At 61.8% G+C, this 19,774-nt stretch carries 17 protein-coding genes, 2 tRNA genes and 1 pseudogene; 8 read left to right on the plus strand and 12 right to left on the minus strand.

From position 1 onward, the window contains the following. Positions 1–378, plus strand: coding sequence for a VOC family protein (locus ACHMW7_RS18860; protein ID WP_395447068.1), 378 nt, complete (start codon positions 1–3; stop codon positions 376–378). Positions 379–472: 94 nt separating this feature from the next. Continuing rightward, entirely contained in the window at positions 473–1,378 is a 906-nt protein-coding gene (locus ACHMW7_RS18865) for a DMT family transporter (RefSeq protein WP_395447069.1), read from the plus strand. A gap of 45 nt (positions 1,379–1,423) precedes the next feature. On the opposite strand, the gene ACHMW7_RS18870 is transcribed toward ACHMW7_RS18865, so the two are convergent. Beyond that, a complete protein-coding gene (locus ACHMW7_RS18870; RefSeq protein WP_395447070.1) occupies positions 1,424–2,908 on the minus strand; it encodes a nucleobase:cation symporter-2 family protein in 1,485 nt (494 codons plus the stop codon). Between the two features lie 138 nt (positions 2,909–3,046). Here ACHMW7_RS18870 and xth point away from each other — a divergent pair, with 138 nt between their 5' ends. Further along, positions 3,047–3,838, plus strand: a complete 792-nt coding sequence (xth, locus tag ACHMW7_RS18875; protein ID WP_395451369.1) for an exodeoxyribonuclease III — start codon at positions 3,047–3,049, stop codon at positions 3,836–3,838. A 61-nt stretch (positions 3,839–3,899) separates the two neighbouring features. Here xth and ACHMW7_RS18880 read toward each other — a convergent pair whose 3' ends face one another. From ACHMW7_RS18880 to ACHMW7_RS18925, 10 genes and pseudogenes are all read right to left on the minus strand, one after another. Beyond that, the gene (locus tag ACHMW7_RS18880) at positions 3,900–4,352 is read right to left on the minus strand and encodes a hypothetical protein (RefSeq protein WP_395447071.1); all 453 of its coding nucleotides are present in this window, start codon (positions 4,350–4,352) and stop codon (positions 3,900–3,902) included. A gap of 75 nt (positions 4,353–4,427) precedes the next feature. After that, positions 4,428–5,245 (minus strand): annotated as a pseudogene (locus tag ACHMW7_RS18885) (tetratricopeptide repeat protein). Beyond that, complete coding sequence (locus ACHMW7_RS18890) at positions 5,232–5,663, minus strand: hypothetical protein (protein WP_395447072.1); 432 nt, start codon at positions 5,661–5,663, stop codon at positions 5,232–5,234. Before ACHMW7_RS18890 ends, ACHMW7_RS18885 begins: the two are co-directional and overlap by 14 nt. Before the next feature lie 291 nt (positions 5,664–5,954). Then, on the minus strand, positions 5,955–7,091 hold the full coding sequence (locus ACHMW7_RS18895; protein WP_395447073.1) for an outer membrane protein transport protein: 1,137 nt from the start codon (positions 7,089–7,091) through the stop codon (positions 5,955–5,957). A 367-nt stretch (positions 7,092–7,458) separates the two neighbouring features. Then, positions 7,459–10,242: a valine--tRNA ligase gene (locus ACHMW7_RS18900; protein WP_395447074.1), complete on the minus strand. Its 2,784-nt coding sequence runs from the start codon at positions 10,240–10,242 to the stop codon at positions 7,459–7,461. A 140-nt stretch (positions 10,243–10,382) separates the two neighbouring features. Further along, a complete protein-coding gene (locus tag ACHMW7_RS18905) occupies positions 10,383–11,147 on the minus strand; it encodes a DUF2497 domain-containing protein (RefSeq protein ID WP_395447075.1) in 765 nt (254 codons plus the stop codon). A 228-nt stretch (positions 11,148–11,375) separates the two neighbouring features. Further along, complete coding sequence (locus ACHMW7_RS18910) at positions 11,376–12,755, minus strand: TolC family outer membrane protein (RefSeq protein WP_395447076.1); 1,380 nt, start codon at positions 12,753–12,755, stop codon at positions 11,376–11,378. 165 nt (positions 12,756–12,920) lie between these two features. Next, a complete protein-coding gene (locus tag ACHMW7_RS18915) occupies positions 12,921–13,595 on the minus strand; it encodes a protein-L-isoaspartate O-methyltransferase (protein WP_395451370.1) in 675 nt (224 codons plus the stop codon). Positions 13,596–13,679: 84 nt separating this feature from the next. Beyond that, positions 13,680–13,753 (minus strand) — tRNA-Cys (locus ACHMW7_RS18920). Between the two features lie 251 nt (positions 13,754–14,004). Beyond that, on the minus strand, positions 14,005–14,268 hold the full coding sequence (locus ACHMW7_RS18925; protein ID WP_395447077.1) for a hypothetical protein: 264 nt from the start codon (positions 14,266–14,268) through the stop codon (positions 14,005–14,007). 199 nt (positions 14,269–14,467) lie between these two features. Between ACHMW7_RS18925 and ACHMW7_RS18930 the strand changes: the two genes are divergently transcribed. The 3 genes from ACHMW7_RS18930 (at position 14,468) to ACHMW7_RS18940 (ending at position 16,162) form a co-directional block, all read left to right on the plus strand. Continuing rightward, positions 14,468–14,542, plus strand: a tRNA-Asn gene (locus tag ACHMW7_RS18930). 539 nt (positions 14,543–15,081) lie between these two features. Then, entirely contained in the window at positions 15,082–15,321 is a 240-nt protein-coding gene (locus tag ACHMW7_RS18935; RefSeq protein WP_395447078.1) for a hypothetical protein, read from the plus strand. 61 nt (positions 15,322–15,382) lie between these two features. Then, positions 15,383–16,162, plus strand: coding sequence for a hypothetical protein (locus ACHMW7_RS18940; protein WP_395447079.1), 780 nt, complete (start codon positions 15,383–15,385; stop codon positions 16,160–16,162). Between the two features lie 47 nt (positions 16,163–16,209). Here ACHMW7_RS18940 and ACHMW7_RS18945 read toward each other — a convergent pair whose 3' ends face one another. After that, positions 16,210–17,142, minus strand: a complete 933-nt coding sequence (locus ACHMW7_RS18945) for a glutaminase (protein ID WP_395447080.1) — start codon at positions 17,140–17,142, stop codon at positions 16,210–16,212. 317 nt (positions 17,143–17,459) lie between these two features. On the opposite strand from ACHMW7_RS18945, the gene ACHMW7_RS18950 reads away from it, so the two are divergent. Both ACHMW7_RS18950 and ACHMW7_RS18955 read left to right on the plus strand, forming a co-directional pair. Further along, positions 17,460–17,603, plus strand: coding sequence for a hypothetical protein (locus tag ACHMW7_RS18950; protein WP_395447081.1), 144 nt, complete (start codon positions 17,460–17,462; stop codon positions 17,601–17,603). Between the two features lie 380 nt (positions 17,604–17,983). Continuing rightward, entirely contained in the window at positions 17,984–19,771 is a 1,788-nt protein-coding gene (locus ACHMW7_RS18955; protein ID WP_395447082.1) for an SARP family transcriptional regulator, read from the plus strand. The last annotated feature ends 3 nt before the right edge of the window (positions 19,772–19,774 follow it).

Raw genomic sequence — 19,774 nt, forward strand, 5'->3', positions numbered from 1 at the left:
ATGCGCCGGCCGCAAGCGCTCCGTCAGGTGGCGCTTTCGGCCGGTCGCGACATCGACGCAACGCTCGCCTTCTGGCTCGACGTCTTCGGCCTTCCCGTTCATGCCCGCTACGACCCGCCCGGCATCGCCTTCATCATCGTCGGCGGCATCAGGCTGTTCTTCACCGGCGGCATACCGCAAGCGACAGTCTATCTCGACATGGACGACCTCGACGCCTTCTACGAAACCGCCTCCGACAACGGCGTCGCCTTCACCACGGCGCCGACGCTTGTCCACCGCGATGCGGCCGGTGAATTCGGCCCCGCCGGCGAATCCGAATGGATGGCCTTCCTGAAGGACCCGGCTGGCAATACGATCGGGCTGGTCGAGCGAAAGTAGGGGATGATTTTCACCCTGACACTTCGACAGCGATCGAAACATCGCATGAAGAGTCCGCGCTAGAACGGCCTGGTTCAATCCATCGGGACGCGCCATGCCAGCCAAGACCAACACGACCACTGAACTTGCCCTGCTTTTGTTGCTGGCAACGCTGTGGGGCGCCTCCTACACCTTCATCAAGATCGGTGTGGAGACCATTCCGCCGATTACCCTGATCGCTGTGCGCACGCTGATTGCCGGCTTGATTCTCTTGGTGGTCATCCGCTGGCGCGGCTTGCACCTACCGAAGGATGCCGCGACCTGGGGAAAGTTCCTGTTCCAAGCCTGCCTGAACAGCGCGATTCCGTTCACGCTGATTGCCTGGGCCGAACGCAGCATCGATGCCGGGCTCGCGGCGATCTTGAACTCGATGACACCGATCTTCGCATTCCTGCTCACCGTACTGATCACCCGCCACGAGCTGGTGACAGCGCGCAAGCTGTTCGGCGTGATCGCTGGCCTCGCAGGCACCTGCCTGATCATCGGCATGCAGGCCCTGGGCGGGCTCGGCGACCAGTTGTGGGCGCAGCTTGCCGTTGTCGCCGCAACCATCTGCTATGCCGGTGCAGCGATCTTCGGCAAGAGCTTCAAGGGGCTCGATCCGATGCTGCCGGCTGCCGGTTCGCTGATCTGCGGTGCGGTGATCCTGCTGCCTGTCAGCATCATCGTCGACCGGCCATGGACACTCAGCCCCTCGACTGACTCGACGCTGGCTTTGCTCGCGCTTTCGGTGTTTTCGACCGCACTCGCCTTCGCGATCTACTTCAGGCTGATCCACACGCTTGGCTCGGTTGGTACGACGGCACAGGCTTACATCCGCGTGCCGATCGGGGTGGCGATCGGGGTCGTCTTCCTCGGCGAGACCGTCACCACAACCGCTGGCATCGGCCTGATCTGTGTCATATCAGGCGTGATCGCGATGACGTTGCCAGGCAAAAAGCGCGCAGCCGCTGCTACGTGAAAAGTGGAGAAAGGGCCATTTTCCGGCCCCTTCTCTTTAGCAAGCTCACGCTTCCGACGCCATCGCCGCTTCGCGGATCTCGGCCTCATTGACCTTGGTGCCGTTGAAGAAGGCGTTCAGCACCACCGCCGAAACCGACGCCAGCAGAATGCCCGACTCGATCAGCGGGTGGATGTCGTGCGGCATCCACATCTTGAAGTCGGGGGCGACGAGCGGGATCATGCCGAAGCCGATGGAAACAGCGACCACGAACAAATTGTTGCGGTTGGTCTTGAAGTCGACATTGGACAGGATGCGGATACCGGTCGCCGCCACCATGCCGAACATCACCAGCCCCGCACCGCCCAGCACCACCGTCGGCAGCGCCTCGACCAGCGCGCCCATCTTGGGCACCAGTCCCAGGATCAGCAGAATCGCGCCGCCGGCAACGCAGACGAAGCGGCTCTTGACGCCGGTGACGCCGACGAGGCCGACATTCTGCGAGAAGGAGGTGTAGGGAAAGGTGTTGAACAGGCCACCGATGATGGTGCCCAGGCCATCGGTGCGCAGGCCCGCCGACAGCATCGGCTGGTTCACCTTGCGGCCGGTCATGTCGCCAAGCGCCAGGAACATGCCCGTCGATTCGATCATGACGACGATCATCACCAGCACCATCGTGATGATCAGGATCGGGTCGAAGATCGGCATGCCGAAACGCAGCGGCGTGATCAGCTCGAACCACTCAGCCGAAGCGACCTTGTCGAAATGCATCATGCCGAGTGAAGCGGTAAGCACACCGCCGATGAGGATGCCGAGCAGCACGGCGATGTTGGCGACAAACCCCTTGCCAAACTTGGCGATGACCAGGATCGACAGCAGCACGACCGCCGAGATGCCGACATTGACCAGCGGCGCATAGGCGGCGTTTGGCGCAGTTGCGGCGAGCGCCAGCTTGGCCGGGATCGGCGGTATAGTCGAGCCGGTGGCAGCCGCCATCTCGGTCACGGTCTTCAGCCATTCGGCATGCTCGGGCGCCACCAGCCGGGGCGCCGTCGGGCCGACCGGGTTGCCGAAGATCCAGTTGATGCCGATGCGCATCAGGGACGCGCCGATGACGACGATGATGGTCCCGGTGACGACGGGCGGAAAGAATCTCAACATGCGGCTGACCAGCGGCGCGATCAGGAACGCCACGATGCCGGCGCCGATGATGGCGCCGAAGATCATGCGGGCGCCGTCGGGGCCTTGGTTGGCGTTGGCCATGGCGACCATCGGGCCGACGGCAGCGAAGGTCACGCCCATCATGACCGGCAGCTTGATGCCGAACCACTGGGTCGCGCCGAAGGACTGGATGATGGTGACGAGGCCGCAGACGAAAAGATCGGCGGAGATCAGGAACGCGACCTGCTCCGGATCGAGCTTGAGGGCTCGTCCGATGATGAGAGGCACCGCGATTGCACCGGCATACATGACCAGCACGTGCTGGATACCGAGCGCAGCTAGGCGAGGCGCTGGAAGCACCTCGTCCACAGGATGAGTACTGTTGGACATGGCATTTGTTCCCCTTTTGCCAGCCGGTCCGAAGAATGCCGAAGAGGACCGGTTCCCTTCTCCCAAGGGATGGTGCAGGATCGTCTGGAACCGCCGTGCAGGCTATCAAGAATTGTTTGAAATCATCGCGTGAAATTCATGAAGATCGTCACCTGGAACATCAACGGTGTCCGCGCCCGTATCGAGAACCTTGTGCATTGGCTCAAGGAAAGCGATCCGGACATTGTCTGCCTGCAGGAAATCAAGACGGTCGACGAAGGCTTTCCACGCTTCGAGATCGAGGCGCTCGGCTACAATGTCGAAACCCACGGCCAAAAGGGCTTCAACGGCGTCGCCATCTTGTCCAAGCTGCGCTTCGACGAGGTCAATCGCGGCCTGCCGGGCGATGATGCCGACGAGCAGGCGCGCTTCATCGAAGGCGTGTTTTCGACCGACAAGGGCGTTTTGCGCGTGGTGTCGCTCTATCTGCCCAACGGCAATCCCGTCGGCACAGAGAAGTTCCCCTACAAGCTGTCATGGATGGCGCGGCTGGAGCGCTGGGCGGCAGAGCGGCTGGCACTGGAAGAGGCGCTCGTGCTTGCCGGCGACTACAACGTCATTCCCGAAGCCATCGACGCCCGCAACATCGAGATGTGGCTGGGCGATGCGCTGTACCAGCCCGAGACGCGGCAGGCTTTCCGCCGGCTGGTGAATCTCGGCTTCACCGAAGCGGTGCGCTCGGTCACCGACCAGCGCGACGTCTACACGTTCTGGGACTACCAGGCCGGTGCTTGGCAGAAGAACAACGGCATTCGCATCGATCATCTGCTGCTGTCGCCGGAAGCCGCCAACCGCTTCGCCTCGGCCTCGATCGAAAAGCATGTACGTGCCTGGGAAAAGCCGTCCGACCACGTGCCGGTGGCGATCGACCTCAGCCTTCAGGCGGCGTGAGAGGCCCGTCACCTGAATCTAGACGTCTAGTCGAGATGGGTGCCGACCGACTTGAGGCCATCTATGTCGGGTCGGATTCGGCAGTCCAACCTGCCAACAGCCGTTCGACCAGGAGTGCATCGTTCCAGACGCCGCGGATTGGCATCTGGCGTTGCTCTGTCGTGATCTCGCCGACAGCCCATTCGGTCGTTCCGTCCCAGAACCACCATACCCGAACCTTGCCCGTTGCCGGATCAACAACGCCCGTACGAAAGACAGGGAAAGTTGCGAGCTTGGCTGGCAACGGCACTGTCCCAACGACTGATACGAGCTTTCTGGCAACAGCAGCGCCAAGTGGAAAGAAGCACGAGAACTGGACGTCATGCGCCAAAATCTCGGCGGCATCGCTGGGGCGATCTTCATGAATTTTCCCCAGAACCCGAATGAGCGGGCCATATTGAGCATGCTTATGGGTAAGAACGGCATAGGCCGTTCCCTGAAGCGTTCCAATTTCTACTATGTCGCCAATCTTCAACCGCCCCATAAATCGACCTCTGGAAGCCCACCCAGTCGTGATGTGAGACGATCTTAACCTCGCCGGAAAGGCAAGCTACTGGTTGCCCTTGGTCAGGATGTCTTCGGCAAGCGAGATCGCCGTACGGCGATCGGATTCGTCGGCCAAGGCAAATGCCTCTTCCTGCATGCCGCGGATCCAGGGCTGGTCGGAGGGCTGGGCGCGCTCGAGCGCGGCCGTCATCATGGCGAGGCCGCGAACGACCTTACCGCTCTGGAACAACAGGTTGCCAAGCGTCGCCTGCGCGCCGGCATGGCCCTTTCCGCCGCCAGTTGCAGCCAGCGGCCGGCCTGCTTGACCGAAGCCTTCACGCCGCCGTCGCCCTTGAGGAACATCTTGCCCATCTCGTACTGGGCATTGGCATTGCGGTAGTTGGCGGCGGCGCGCATGTAATATTCCTGCGCGGCGACGGGGTTGGCCGAGACCGGGCTGCCCGGAATGCCTTCCTTCATGTAGCCACCGAGTGCCACCAGCGCGTCGGAGACGTAGCTCTCCTCAGGCGAGCCGGGCTCGACGTCCTGCTCGGCGATCTCGGTGAAGAACTTGAAGGCCTCGTAATCGTCCTGGGCGACGCCGTCGCCTTCGGCATACATGCGCGCGAGCTTCCAGGTGGCGCCGATCTGGCCGTTTTCGGCAGCGTAACGATAGGCCTCGACGGCCTGGTCCTTGTGACCGCTCTTGTAGGCGGAGAAGCCGAACTGGAACACAGCCCACGGGTTCGATTCCGGCTTCACGCCGGTCTTGTCGTCAAACACCTTGTCGTCGAACGCCAGCGCCTCGCCTGCGGCGCCCAACAGGGAGACCGCGACAAGCGCCGAAAAGGCTGATGCTCTTACCAACTCAGATATGCGCATACCAGTACGTTTCTTCCGCCCACCTTGGTGGGTGACCGTGGCCTCGCCCTGCGGCTTGGACACAATTCCAGATCGTGCCCGGCTTTTCGGCCGGGCCCGGATTCCACTCTTTTGCCCTCTCCACGCTTTCGCTGTCGGACCGCGCCAGGCAAGCCTCTGCAGCCATCTGCGCCAGGTCCACGACATCGATCACATCAAGATGCGCGTTGTTTTCGACCAAACTACGGCCAAGGCGTTGCAAGAAATCGTGATCGGCCGCCAACTGCGCAGGCGCGCCAGCGGAGTGTTTGGCAGCGCCAATACTTCCCCCGGCAGCGCGAACACTCGGAGCACGGCAGGAAAAGCGGCGCCCAAAGGCCGATGCGGCCGTCTTTCGACGGCTGGGCAGCTTGGCCATGAAGGTCGCCTTGGCGTTCATTTCTGTTCCTGCCGCGCAACCGCGGCCTTGCTGATGGTTTCCATTGCCAACGTCCCGAAACCGGGCGCTGGTCCGAAGACCTATTCGAGGTGCGCCGGGTTTATGGCGGGAAATTGGCAATGTCCCCGTCATGTTCCTTAGCCGATAGCTTGATTAAAAAGTGTTGCCGAATCGTCACAACTGTTGCCGACTTGCCGCGCCATGGTTTCTAAAACGGAAACGCGCGGGTCGGTGACGGCGCACAAAAAAGCCGGGCACGAGGCCCGGCTTTTCTTGATCAGATTGTGAAGCTTACCACTTCACGCTGTAGCCAGCAGAGACGGCGACGGACCAGTCGTTGCCGACGGCACGATTGAAGCCAAATGCCGGGTTGTTGGCCGGCACAGCAAGGCTGTACTTATCTTCGGTAGCGGCAGTCAGATAAGACAGACCGAGGCCGGCGCGCAGTTCGCCGCCGATCTTGTCCTTCATCGAAACACCAGCGCCGACCGTATAGGTGTCGCTCTGAAGATCCCAGCCGGTGCCGACACCACGATCCCAGGTCGCAAAGACCGTGCCGGAGATCGCATCGGTGAAGGCGTGGCCGATACCGCCCGTGACCGTCCAGCCGTCCTGCCAATTATAGGTATTAACCCGAGTGGTGGGGCCGGGATTGAACTTGTTTAGAACAAGCAAAAGTCGCTCATTCACCGACCAGTCTGTCCACTTCACACTACCGTATGCGAGCCAACCTGGAGCGATGCCGGACTGAACCTTCAACTCAACGCTCTGGGGAAGCTCCGCAAAGCCCTGCGCAACTGGCGCTCCGTTGGTCGTACCCTCTGCTGCCACATCGGTACCGGAGCGGTACATCAATTGAGCCCGCAGTGCGATTTCCGGAATTTCGTATGCAAGTCCAGCGCGCCAACCGATATCGTTGTCCTTCAGCTTAACTGAAACGGTACCGCTGCCGCCAAGCAGAGTGTAGTCAACGTTTTCGACAAAAAGCCCGCCGAGAAACGATAGGCTTCCCTTGCCCAACTCATACTTGAACGCGCAGGTGGCGCCGTATTCCGTGACCGTAAAATCTTCTTCGAGCTTCGCCAGCGTTCCATTGCCCGGGAAGCGATAGGTCACGCCGCCGCCATACGGCTGGCTCACTGTTCCTGCGCAGGACAGCTGGTCGAAAAACTTAAACTTCACAGCCGCCGACGGGACAACATAGGTGTCTGCAAAGTTATAGCGGGTACCGTCGGCGTAACCGTTGACGGTGAATTCGCGGTGCGGCTTGACCACGACAACGCTGGTACGCAGGTTAAAGTTGCCCTGCTCAAACAGGATGTCCGTATCGGCCGTGCCGCGCGAAAAGCCGCCGGCCTGGGCTGCGCCTGCCGCAACGATCGTCAGCGCCGTTGCCCCCAGCAGCGCTTTGAGACGCGAAATGTTCATGGTGGTCCTCTCCCGAATGCCTCGTGACGAGAATTGAACGAATTCAGCCTGCTCACGCAACATTGATTTTTTGCAAACGATGGCCGCCCCATGGCGGTGGCATGACGAGGGTCATCAGCTTCCGCTTACGCAAACGTCAATTTTAGCCAAATCCGCATCAATCAACCCTGAATCTCCAAGGAAATCCGGAACCGGAATGCAAAAACAGCCCGAAATCGGGCTGTTTTGGAGGCTTGTTACATTATGGCAACAATCGGGCGCAAAATAGTTACATTGGCCACAATTTACGCAGCGGCATGCCGTTTCTGGCAGCACAAGCAAAACCTGCCGCCACGTCATCGCGCGGCAGGTTTTGACCTTCGAATCGTCAGCCGGCGTCGCGGACGCGGGACAATGCGGTGTCGAGTTTTTCCTGCGTCCGGCGGTAGTCCTCGAGCTTCTCGCGCTCGGCGGCGACGATCTCTTCGGGCGCGGAAGCAACGAACTTCTCGTTCGACAGCTTCTTGTGCAGCCGGGCGATCTCTTCCGTCGTCTTGGCAAGCTCTTTCTGCAGGCGCGCGGCTTCGGCGCTGAGATCGATCAGGCTGCCGAGCGGCAGGCAGGCGGTGGCTTCGCCGGCAACGATCTGGGCAGCGCCCTTGGGCGCTGTCGCCTCATGCGTGATCTCGCCGACACGGGCCAGCCGGGCGATAGCCGACTGGTGCCGCTTCAGACGCTCCAGCGTCACGTCATTGGCACCAACGAAGACCAGCGGCGCGATTGCCGCCGGCGGCACGTTCATCTCCGAACGCACCGAGCGGATGCCGCTGACTAGGTCGACGAGCCAATTGATCTCAGCTGCTGCGCCCACGTCCTCGAAGTCGGGCGCGGGCCATGCAGCGTGGCACAGCAGCGACGTGCGCTCCTTGCCCTCGCCTGCTGTATGCGCCCACAGTTCCTCGGTCATGAACGGCATCATCGGATGCAGCATCTTGTAGATCTCGTCGAGCACGAAGGCCGCGACCGCCTGGCTTTCGGCCTTGGCGGCCTCGTCGTCGCCCATGAAGATCGGCTTGAGCAGTTCGAGATACCAGTCGCAGAAGGTGTTCCAGACGAAGCGGTAGGCCGCGCCCGCCGCCTCGTTGAAGCGGTAGGTGGTGATGGCCGCCGTCACCTCGCGCGTGGCGCGGGTCAGTTCGGTCAGGATCCAGCGGTTGACGGTGACTTTGGCGTCGTTGAGCCAGAATTCATCGTTGCGCGCGACGCCGTTCATCTCGGCAAAACGCGTGGCGTTCCACAGCTTGGTGCCGAAGTTGCGGTAGCCAGCGATGCGGGCAGGATCCAGCTTCACGTCGCGGCCTTGCGCCGCCATGATCGCCAGCGTGAAGCGCAGCGCGTCGGCGCCATACTCGTCGATCAGTTCGAGCGGGTCGATGACGTTGCCCTTCGACTTCGACATCTTCTGGCCGTTCTTGTCACGAACCAGCGCATGCACATAGACCGTATGGAACGGCTCTTCCTCCATGAAATGCAGGCCCATCATCATCATCCGGGCGACCCAGAAGAAGATGATGTCGAAGCCGGTCACCAGCACGTCGGTCTGGTAGTAGGTGTCGAGTTCCGGCGTCTTGTCGGGCCAGCCGAGTGTCGAGAACGGCCACAGCGCTGACGAGAACCAGGTATCGAGCACGTCCTCGTCGCGGGTCAGGATCTTACCCGGCTCGAAATTTTCGAGCTGCTCCTCGACCCAAGCCTTCCACGGTCCTTCAAGCGCCAGATAGTGCTGGATGGCCGCGTCGAGCGCCTCTTCCTCAGTACGTTCGACGAAGACCTGGCCGTCGGGGCCATACCAGGCAGGGATCTGATGGCCCCACCACAGTTGGCGCGACACGCACCAGGGCTGGATGTTTTCCATCCAGTCGAAATAGGTCTTTTCCCAGTTCTTCGGCACGAAGTTGGTGCGGCCCTCGCGCACCGAGCGCAGCGCAGGCTTGGCCATCTCGGCGGCGTTGACATACCACTGGTCGGTCAGGAACGGCTCGATCGGAACGCCGCCGCGGTCGCCATGCGGCACCATGTGCTTGTGCGGCTCGATCTTGTCGAGGAAACCGCCCTCTTCCATGATCTGGACGACGAGCTTGCGCGCCGCGAAACGGTCGAGGCCATGCAACTGGGCCCACACAGCATCGCGCATCTCGGTGCGTTCGACGCCTTCGAGGAACTCCTCGTTGTCGACGATGTTGATGTTGGCTTCGACAGTCAGGATGTTGATCTGCGGCAGGTTGTGGCGCTTGCCGACCTCGAAATCGTTGAAGTCGTGCGCAGGCGTGATCTTGACCGCGCCCGAACCCTTTTCCGGATCGGAATATTCGTCGGCGACGATCGGGATCTTGCGGCCGACGATCGGCAGGATGACGTGTCTGCCGACCAGCGCGGCATAACGTTCGTCGCCGGGGTGAACGGCAACCGCGGTGTCGCCGAGCATCGTCTCGGGCCGCGTGGTCGCGACCGTGATGTATGTAGCAGGGTTCTCCGGATCGTAGACCTCGCCTTCGACCGGATAGCGGAAGTGCCAGAGATTGCCGTTGATCTCATGCTGCTCGACCTCGAGATCGGAGATCGCGGTCAGAAGCTTCGGATCCCAGTTCACAAGGCGCTTGTCCTTGTAGATCAGGCCCTGCTTGTGCAGCGTGACAAACACCTCGACGACGGCCTTGGACAGGCCCTCGTCCATGGTGAAACGCTCACGCGACCAGTCGCAGGATGCACCCAGCCGCTTCAGCTGGTTGAAGATCATGCCACCGGATTCGTCCTTCCACTCCCAGACCTTGTCGACGAACTGCTCGCGGGTCAGGTCACGGCGATGGATCTGCTTTTCCATCAGCTTGCGTTCGACGACCATCTGGGTGGCGATGCCGGCATGGTCCATGCCCGGCTGCCACAGCACGTTCTTGCCGCGCATGCGCTCGAAGCGGACGAGAATGTCCTGCAGCGTGTTGTTGAGCGCGTGGCCCATGTGCAGCGAACCGGTGACGTTGGGCGGCGGGATGACGATGGTGAACGGCTCGGCACCTTCCGGCGCGCCGGCACCCGCCTTGAAGGCATCGGCATCTTCCCAGGCCTTGGCAATCCTGGGTTCGACTGATTTGGCGTCGTAGGTCTTCTCAAGCATCGGAATTGGTTCCGTTTTGGTCCGGATTTGTTGGTCCGGTGTAAATCGGATGGGTGCGGCCAAGTCAACAGTACGGCCAGCCGCAGCCAGAAACGAAAACGCCGCCCGAAGGCGGCGCTTTGATGTCGGCAAGGCCGAAATTACTGCGCGCCGCGCGCCACGCGTTCGATCTCTTCGCGTACCAGCCGCTCGACCAGCGTCGGCAGGTTGTTGTCCAGCCAGTCCTGCAGCATCGGCCGCATCATTTCGGTGGCAATGTCGTCGAACGACTTGCGGCTGCGCGCCGCATAAGCGTCGTTCAGTTCGCCAAAGGCCGCCGACACCTGGCGGCCTGCCTGCTCCGAGATGATCGCGGCCTTGGGCGCCAGCGACTCTTCGACAATCACGGGTTCCACAGGCGCCGCCACAAGCTGTGGCTCGGCTTTTTCGGCCTCGCGTGCAGGACCAGCCAGGCGCTCCATCTGCTCGACCGCCACGGTCGACTGCGGTGCCCAGCTTGCCGCAGACATGCGCGGTACCGCCGGCGCTTCGACAACAGGAGCCGGCGCAGGCGTTTCGGCGACGGGCGCTCGCGAAGGCATTGCAGTGGCTACCGTCGCCTTCGGCTCTGCCGACGGCCAGCGCGCGGAAGCGGCCTCGTCACGCCGGACCGTTTCGAGCTTTGCAGTCGCGGGCGTCACGTCAAGCGGCTTCGCCTCGACGGGCTTCGGCGCTTGAAACTCGGCACGAAATGCCTCGACTTCGATGATGTTGCGTTCGCCGCGGTCGTCGTCCTGCTCCGGGCGCATCTGCTCGAAGTCGACAGCCGGACGGCGTCCAGTGTCATTGTCTTCGATGATCCTGCGGATGGAAGCGAGAATCTCTTCCATCGAGGGTTCGCGCTGAGCGCTGCTAGCCTGGGCCATCGTCACATCCGCCGCCTTTGTGACAGGATACAAAACCGCCCGTCGAAACGGGCTTCGAATCAGAGCCCAAGCGTAGCTGACTGATTCCCCTTAGAGAATCCCCAATCGGGCACCCCCCGCCGATTTCAACAGAATACAGTGTTCCGGCAACTTGGTCGGCGAAATGAAAACGGGCGCCGGCTCCATTGGAGCAGGCGCCCGCCTGATTGGTTAGCTGGCTGCTGAAGGTCAGCGGCCGTCCGGCGTCCTCAGACCGATCCACTTGTCCTTGACGGCGTTGTAGTGCTCTTCCGGCTTGTACTTGGTGACCTGAAGGTTGAGCCGCTCGACCGAGAGATTGCCGGCGGCCGACAGGATTGCGTAGCTCGCCACCACGACGTCGCGTTCGGCGGTCGCCAGGTTGATCTGGGCGTCGATGACGTCGCGCTGCGAATTGAGCACGTCGAGTGTCGTGCGCTGACCGACATTACGCTCTTCGATGACGCCGTTGAGCGCCAGCTGAGCTGCCGAGATCACTTCGCGGTTCGCCGCCACCGCTTCACGCGCCGCGGTGTACTGCGTCCAGGCGGAGGTTACCGCCTGGCGGACCAGGTCACGGTTGACATCGATCTCGATGCGGGCCTGGCCCAGCTGTTCCTTGGACTGACGCACGGTCGCCGAGGCGCGGCCGCCCTGGTAGATCGGCACAACCAGCGTCGCGCCAATGTTGGCCGAAGTCGTCCAGCCGTCCGGCGAGGTGATGCTGTTGGGCGCATTGTCGCGATGCGTCTGGGAAATCCCCGCCGACGCCGAGACCTGAGGCAGCAGTGCACCCTCGGCCGATTTCACCGAAAAGCCGGCAGCGTCGGCCAGATGCTCGGTGGCCTGGATCGCCGGATGCTGTTCAGCCGCCAGGGCTGCCGCGCTATCGAGGCTCCTAGGCAGAAGCTTGGCGAGCGGCGATGCGGCCTTCAGATTCTTCGGCTCCTCGCCGACGAGCTTGCGATAAGTTGCAGCGCTGGACAAGGCAGCAGCGCGGGCCGCAGCCAATTGTGCCAAAGCCGCCGAACGCGAGGCATCTGCCTGCGCCACGTCAGTGCGGGTGCCCTCCCCCACGTCGAAGCGCGAGCGCGCGGCGCGGACCTGCTCGCCGAGGAACTGCAGATTGCGCTCTCTCAGAGCGGCGATCTGGCGATCGCGGATCACGTCCATGTAGGCGCTGGCCGCATCGAACAGGATGTTCTGCTCGGTATTGCGCAGGCTCTGATTCTGGGCACGCACACGCGCCTCGGCAGCGGCGACATTGTTCTTGGTCTGGAAACCATCGAACAACGACTGCTTGATCTCGATGCCGAACGAGCCGGTCGTCAGATGGCTCGTGGAGTCGCGCCGCGTCGTCGAATAGTCGATGCTGGCCGAGCCATTGATCGTCGGGCGCCAGCCGGACTTGGCGATCGCCACGCCTTCATCGGTGACGCGCACGCCGGCGCGGGCCGAATTGAGCGTCGAATTGTTCTGATAGGCCTTTGCCAAAGCTCCGAGGATCGTTTCCGCGGAGGCCGACAGCGGCGAAAGCGCCGTCGCGGAGACCAAGGCTACGGCAAACACACTTTTACGGAAAAACGACACGCGCGTCCCTCATTCATTCTGCGGCGAGCTGCCAGAAAGCAGCTGAAATGCCCCTCGCCGAAATCGACCTAAAGCACTGATTGTAGACTATTACAGTCCGGAATCAGTCCCCTCGTCCTCTGCTTAGATCATCACGACGCATGGCGCGCTGCAAGAAAAAGGAGATCAGAACTCAAATTCGCGTGTGCGATTGAAGCCGGGTAGTGGCTTAACTGCCGCATTGAAAGCACGGCGGGCCGTAACTACGTCGCCTGCCTTGAGGAAGACGCTGGCCACACCGGCATTGCCGCGCCCCTCGACGACCACCAGTCGCCCACCCTCCTTGAGCTGGGCAAGCAACACCTCAGGCACCTGTTCGACGCTGCCGCCGACAAAGATGACGTCGTATGGCGCCTCGGACGCGTAGCCCGCAGCAAGACCCCCGGAAACGACAACCACGTTGTCGTAGCCGAGCGACGAAAGCCTGGAGGTTGCCTTTGCCGCAAGCGTTGTGTCGCTTTCCAGCGCAATCACCGAACTGGCTAGGCGCGACAGCACAGCAGAGGAATAGCCCGTGCCGCAGCCGACATCGAGAACGAAATCGCTTGGCAGGATTTCGGCCAGCTGTGCCAGCTTGGCGAAGGGCGACGGCTCCATCAGATAACGCGGCTGATCGGCATCGGCGGTTACGCCGTAGCGCAGGTCCTCATCGATGTAAGCGAGCTCGCGCTGGCCATTATCGACAAATTCCTCGCGCGGCACCGACAGCATGGCGGACAGGATGGCGGCGTCGGTCACATCAGTGGTGCGGACCTGGCCGTCCACCATCTTCACGCGACGTTCGGAAAAATCAGCGTTCATGTTCAACCGGGCCCGCCTTCGGCGCGTGATGCGCAAAATATGACTGTACCCGAATGGGTCCCCGGCGGCGGTTGCCGAGGAAGCTGGAGGCCTCGCCCGGAATCGAACCGGGGTGCAAGGATTTGCAGTCCTCTGCGTAACCACTCCGCCACGAGGCCTCGCCGCTTCGGGCGTCTACACGGCTCCAATAGGTTGCCAGGATTCCGCCGTCAAGCGGGGAAGAATCTTTCCCGAAGGTTTTGACCCAAGGCAGTTACGGGAATCGATACCACAGGCTGCGGTCCGATCGGCGCCCTGCCCCTGAAACAAAAAGCACCGGCAACTTCAGGCAGGTATGGCCGAATCCTGAAAGCTTGGCTCCTGGCGACATTCGGACCCGCTTTGCGAATCCTCGAGGCGTCGCCGAGCGCTAGCTGGCGGGACGCTTGCGCCGCTCCCACCAGATGATCAGCTTGCGGCGCACACGGCGCACGACATGGAATTCGTGCGAGAGAATCAGCAGGCCGAGCGGGATCATCCAGAAGCCAAGCACCGGCAGGAAGCCGAGCAATCCCAGGAAGCAAAGCGCGACACCGATACCGATGCGCACCCCACGCGACCGCGGCATGGCGAATTCGCGGCCGAAGACAGAAATCTTGCGCTTTTGAGGTTGCTGAGGTTTTGGGCTGGTCATTGTCCCTGCATATCCGGTGATCCGTGTGCGCCCGAATGCCGCGCCAAGCCGACGAAGGCCCTTGCAAAGCCGTCATATGAGCCTGCGTTGGAGCGATTACCAGAAATGCTTCCGGGAAAAACACGCAAAAAGTTCGATTACCGCTTTGCAAATCGGATTACCGTTGCTATACGCCGCCTCGTTCACACCAGAGCGCTGTTCCCCGGTAGCTCAGTGGTAGAGCAACCGGCTGTTAACCGGTTGGTCGCTGGTTCGAATCCGGCCCGGGGAGCCACTTCATTCCTGAATGCGTTGAAGTTTCAAAAGCCAACTTCGCTTTGGCGAGGTTGCTCGCGGCTGTTTGCACCGCAGCGCAATCCCTCCCGCATGCTTGCAAACCTTGCGGTGCAAGGGCTGTGACTGCATGCTTCCATCTGGATGTGCCGCTAATCTCAGTATTGACGGGCCTCACACAATGTTTCAGCTCCAGCCGCTTGCCCAAAATGCGGCATCGCAACTAATTGCGCCTGCTGGTTTAAGCAACTTGCAATATGTTCGCGTTAGATATGCAACCATATCTACAGTCATTCCTATCGGGCGCAGAATGATACGCTTCCTTTCTCTGGACATTTTTTTCTCTGCTGGTGCCCGGATGCTCGGACAGCGATTCGCCACCGCAGGGTAATCCTGCTGATTCTTTGAAAACGGACCGCGTCGGCTACAAGGTCAGCTCGGGCGTGATTGTCGGCAAAAACAATTCGCTCAGTTGGCTCAAGGCTGTCGTCGCGGGCTACGCGCCCGTTGAGGGCGAGCGTCCAGCCAGGATCGGCTGGCTTGCAGCCGCTACGTCGAAATCCCGCTCATCTGAATGACGGCGATGACAAGTCGATCATGCCCGACAGCTGGGTTTCGCAACGGACGAAATATTACGACGCCATCGCCAAGGGCTGCGCCAAGATCCGCGCGCAGAACAAGAACTGCGCTGTCATGTCGGTGGCCATCAGCTCGACGCCACAGCGAGGCAGTTCGGCGATCAAGGTGAACGCCGGCGCACGATACGCTATCCTGCAGTGACAGGGTTGCCGGCACTGCTATCTGGCATGGCAGCCGCGCTCCCTCCGCTGCCCAGCTCCCCTTGACGAAACGGTACGCACCGTTTAGTCAAATTCATATAAAACGGACCGTTTCGTTTTATATGAAGAGGAGTAACTGCATGAATCTCGCCCAATTCGCAGGCATTGCCATCGCCGCGCTGCTGCCAATCGCGCTTCTTCAGCTCTCTCCAGCCATCGCCGGAAGTGAGACTGCTGCGAGCAAAGGCCTGCCCGCGGGAATGTCGGCGGCCGATACCGCAGCTTTTGCCGCCGGCGTCCTCGCAGCCCTGCCTGTCCCCACCGGCTATTCGAACATCGAACAGGGGCACGTCGGGGTCGATGGCGAAAGCGCCCTGCTCATCCGCATGGAGCGCAAGGACGGGCGCAATGCGGGCCTGGGCGGCGAACATTTCAGTGCCGTGGTCACCACCTCCGGCAAGCTCAAGGGGTTCACCCGAATGGACCTTGCCCTCCGCAACGGTGCCCTGCCCGACCAGGACGAAGCGCACGAGATCGCCATGCGCTTCCTGTCCGATCATGCCGCCGACCTGCTTCCAAGGCATGAGATCAGCTTCATCGCGCCGCATGACGAAGTGATCCGCGCCAATGGCGAGAGCACTGCGCTGACAGGCATGAAAGTGAAAATGCGGAACCGGGCGGACGGCCGCTGGTTCTGGGTCATCGTCGGTTCGGACCGTGAGGTCATGGCGTTCGAGCGCGACATTGTCTGGGCAAACCTGAAAGGTCGCCGTCAAACGGAAAAATGGCTGCATGACAGCTGGCTGGCTGAGCAACGCACCGGCAAGCGCAATGGCGCCTGACTGGCCGGCCATGCCGGCCAACAGCCTTGGCCCGCACGGGAGGCGCCTTAGCGCGAGGCGAATATCGACCAGTTCATCCGCTTGGTCAGCCGTTCCAATGCGATCGAGCCGAGCATCGAATTGCCGCGCGCGTTGAGCCCCGGCGACCACACGGCGATCGACGCCACGCCGGGCACGATCGCCAATATGCCGCCGCCGACACCGCTCTTGCCGGGAATGCCGACGCGGAAGGCAAATTCGCCCGAGCCGTCATAATGGCCGCAGGTCAGCATCAGCGCGTTGATGCGGCGGGCACGCTCGCTCGACACGATTGAATGCCCCGACGATTCGATCCGTCCGGCGTTGGCCAGGAATCGCCCGGCATTCGCCAACTGCAGGCAGCTCATGGCGACCGCACAGTGGTGGAAATAGACCCCCAGAGTCATTTCCGGAGCGTGGTTCAGGTTGCCGAAGCCCTTGAGATAATTCGCCAGCGCAAAATTTCGGAAACCGGTGGCACGCTCGGAATTGGCCACGTCACGATCAATGATGACCGAGTCGTCGTCGGCCACGGTGCGCATGAAGCTCAGCACCTCGCCGATCGCCTCGCGCGGCTGATGTCCGGAGAGCAGCACGTCAGAAACGACGATCGCGCCAGCATTGATGAAGGGATTACGTGGAATGCCGTGCTCAAGCTCGAGTTGGACGATGGAGTTGAAGGCCGTACCCGAGGGTTCGCGGCCGACGCGGTTCCACAGCTGATCGCCGACACGGCCAAGCGCCAGCGCAAGCGTGAACACCTTCGAGATGCTCTGGATCGAAAACGGCTCGTTGGCGTCGCCCGCCGCAGCTACCTCGCCGTCGTTCCCGACGACGGCAATGGCGAACTTGGCCGGATCGACCTTGCCGAGTTCGGGAATGTAGGACGCGACCTCGCCGCGCTGCGTCTGCGCAGCCATCTCGGCAACGATCTCGTTCAGCGTATCCTGGAGGCTGGGCATGGCACTTCCTGCAAGCTCTTCAACCGGCTCCAACCGGAACGCCGTTCTACATCAAGTCGCGCGCGCCGCCACCCGTACCACGCTTCATTGGCCAATCAGCATGTGCCCATGGTACCGCTCGTGCCGCGGCCATGGCGCAATCGTCAAAGAAGTGCCCGAACTGAAACTTTTGTAGCCTCGATTCACGTATCCCTCACGTTGCGTCAACACGGCGCTGTTACAAGCAGTCTCTAATGTTCGTTCAACCCATCACATGGAGAAGTAGCGACATGCGATTTTCAGATGTGCGTGAGAACCTGCGGAGCATCGGGGTTGTCATGAGCAAACGCGGAGAAACCATCCGGCTCAACTATTTCGGCGGCCTCGAAGAGACGGCGAAATATGCAACCGACCTGCAGGAAGCGCTTGCGCTTGGCAAAGAGCTCGCCGGCCCCCGCCGCCACAAATCATCGGGACGCTGAAGCGTCACGGACTGGCGACGCGACCGGGGCATGACCTGCCCGTCGCGATCGCCAGGGCGATTGTCGAGCCATTTGGCGCGTGGAGCAGGCAGTCGATGGCCCGTCACAACAGCATTTTACGGCTGCTTTGACGTTTCACTCACGCCGCAATCACCCCACCTCCCTAACGTCCTACCGAAATCAGGCCGGAATCACCTCCGGCAAGAGTGGTGAGGAACGCTGGAATGCTGCAGGTCTTGCCCGGTGCCAGAAGCATACAAGCACGCGCACTTGCCGGAATGTCGTTGTATGATCCCGATGCAAGTTGCGAGGGCCACAGGCGATTCGACCTGTGGTACCCTTTTCGGGAGCATGGACGACCTGCAGCGAAGGTCCGCACGATGGCTGGTGACGACGCCAGTACACTTTGCAATATCTATCTGTTCGGGGCGCTGGCCGTCACCGATGCCGGCGGCGCTACGTGTACGCCCAAAGCGCAGAAGTCGCGCGCGCTTGTGGCCATGCTGGCGCTTGCTCCACGCGGCGCCCGCTCACGCATCTGGCTTCGCGACAAGCTGTGGAGCGACCGAGGCGAGGAACAGGCCGCCGCGAGCCTGAGACAGGCGCTCGTCGACGTACGCAAGTCATTGGGCCCAATCGCCGACAGCATCATCATTTCGGACAACCATACGATCTCGCTCGATCTCAATCGGGTATCGGTCGATGCGCTGCAACTGCTCGATCCGTCGCGCCAGTCGGTGCCGAGCGAGGCCGAGCTCGAATCCTGGCCGGAACTGCTCGAAGGCCTCGACATCGGCGACCCCGAGTTCGAGGAATGGCTGATGCTCGAGCGGCAGGTCTGGCAAGGCCGGCTCGAAAGCGCGCTCGGACAGCGCGACGTCAGCCCCAAGGACAGGCGCAGCAACGGCCTCATCCCGGCACAGGGCCAGAAGCCCGGGCCGGATTCCTCCGATGGCGGAAACCGCAAATCCTTGCCGCTGAACGGCGGCCGGACCGGCTGGTCGGTGGCGCTTTTGCCGCCGGCTATATCGGGCGATGCCTTCGAGGCGGAATCGCTGCCCGACATGTTCGCCGAACTGCTGGTAAGGTCACTGCTCGAAGGCGGCGAACTCACCGTCTCCGACCTGTCGCGACCGGATCTCTCGCCGGGGCACGAACCGGATGCGACTTTCGATTCGGTGGCGCTGGCCATTCAGGTCCGCTATCGCTTCTCGGCCCACCAGGCCTACATCAGCGTCAGCGTCCATCGCACCGCCGATCGCAGCCTGCTGTGGATGGGCGGCGCCACCCTCGAACGGCGCGCGGTCGAGGCGGGCGAAACCTCGGCAGCGCACCAGCTCATCAACGAGGCGATGGACGAGTTGCGCAAATACTTCATTGCGCGCTCGGAACAGACCGACGACGCCATGGAAGCCGAGAGCCTCTATGCCGCCGTCAATGCCATGTTCCGGCTGTCGCGCAACGACCTCGTCATGTCCGAGGCGTCGCTTCGACGCATCATTGCCCAACGGCCGTCGTCACAGGCCTATGCATGGCTCGCCTTCCTGATGACTTTCCAGGTCGGCCAGCGGTTCTCCGACTCCGCCGTGGCCATCGAGCAGGCCCAGCACTACGCCCGCAAGGCGCTGGAGCTCGATTCCAGTAATTCGGTCACCCTGGCCCTCGTCGGCCATGTGCATTCGTTCCTGTTCGGCGAATACGATTACGCGTCGGGCCTGTTCGAGCGCGCCATCCGCGCCAACCCGACCCAGGTGCTCGGCTGGGACCTCTATTCGATGCTGCATGCCTATGCCGGCCAGCCGGACAAGGGCCTCAGCCTTGCCAACTGGGCACGCCATCTCGGCGCCTACAGCCCCTACCGCTATTATTTCGACACGTCGCGGCTGATCAACGCGACGCTGGCCGGCAATCACCGTGTGGCCATCGAAGCCGGTGAGCAGGCGCTGCGCGAGCGGCCCGATTTCAATTCGCTGCTGCGTTACCTCGTGGCGAGCCACGCCCAGCTCGGCGACGTCCGCGCTGCCCGCACGCTGCTCGACCGCCTGAACATCGTCGAACCCAATTTTTCGATCAGTTCGCTGATCGACGCCCGTTATCCGATCATGCGCACCGAGGGCGGCGCCAATCTGATCTCCGGCCTGATCAAGGCCGGCGTCAAAAAAACATGACCG

Origin of the sequence: Aminobacter sp. UC22_36, from assembly GCF_044056035.1 — a bacterium.
GTDB lineage: Bacteria > Pseudomonadota > Alphaproteobacteria > Rhizobiales > Rhizobiaceae > Aminobacter.